The 957-nt window shown below is 32.1% G+C and carries 1 protein-coding gene; it reads right to left on the bottom strand.

All coding sequences use genetic code 11. From position 1 onward, the window contains the following. Window positions 1-753 (bottom strand): protein rep (locus tag KA828_RS13025; protein ID WP_210126364.1); only part of this gene is annotated, 753 nt, incomplete at its 3' end. Window positions 754-957: the final 204 nt, after the last annotated feature.

Here is a 957-nt window from a genome sequence, read left to right as displayed (position 1 = left end):
ATCGGTCATAAAATCCGTATCCTTTACAGGATATTTTGCAGTTTCGTCAATTGCCGATTGTATATCCGATTTATATTTATTTTTCGGTCGAATCATTTGAACTTTTACATTTGGATCATAGTCTAATTTCATTGCCTTTTTCCAAAATTGAATCCATTGTTTTTGATTCACGTAGTTTTCTGTATTCTTAAAATAAGTTGGTTCCACACATACCAATACATGCATGTGCTGATTATAAGAATTATCTTTATTATTTATTGTCACTTCCGTTGCACGCATAAAACCAACAAGATTTTTATTAATTTTTTTATATTGCATCATTCGGCGAAATCCTTGAGCCATATCTGACAAACTCTTATTTAATTCTTCGCCATCATAAACATTTTTAACTGTTAATGTGAGAAACAACCAACGAACTGTTGGCTTTTGTTTAATAACTTCAGCAACAACCTTTTGTGACTGAATGCCATGTTTCATTGCTCTCCTCCAGTTGCACATTGGACAAAGCCTGGATTTACAAAACCACACTCGATACAACTTTCTTTCGCCTGTTTCACGATTTTGTTTATACTCTAATATTTCAGCACAATCTTTTACTCTTTCAGCCTTTTTAAATTCAAGAATATGCAGAAGTTCAAAGTAATCAACATTAGCGATTTTCTTTTCTCTCCATGGTCTCACTTTTCCACTTTTTGTCTTGTCCACTAAAACCCTTGATTTTTCATCTGAATAAATGCTACTATTAGGACACATAATATTAAAAGAAACCCCCATCTATTTAGTTATTTGTTTAGTCACTTATAACTTTAACAGATGGGGTTTTTCTGTGCAACCAATTTTAAGGGTTTTCAATACTTTAAAACACATACATACCAACACTTCAACGCACCTTTCAGCAACTAAAATAAAAATGACGTTATTTCTATATGTATCAAGAGGTTCTGTTGCAAAGTAAAA

Origin of the sequence: Staphylococcus sp. GDY8P85P (assembly GCF_017892405.1) — a bacterium.
Lineage (GTDB): Bacteria > Bacillota > Bacilli > Staphylococcales > Staphylococcaceae > Staphylococcus > Staphylococcus borealis.
Note: the sequence above shows the minus strand (reverse complement) of the source record. Positions and strands in the feature narration are given on the sequence as shown.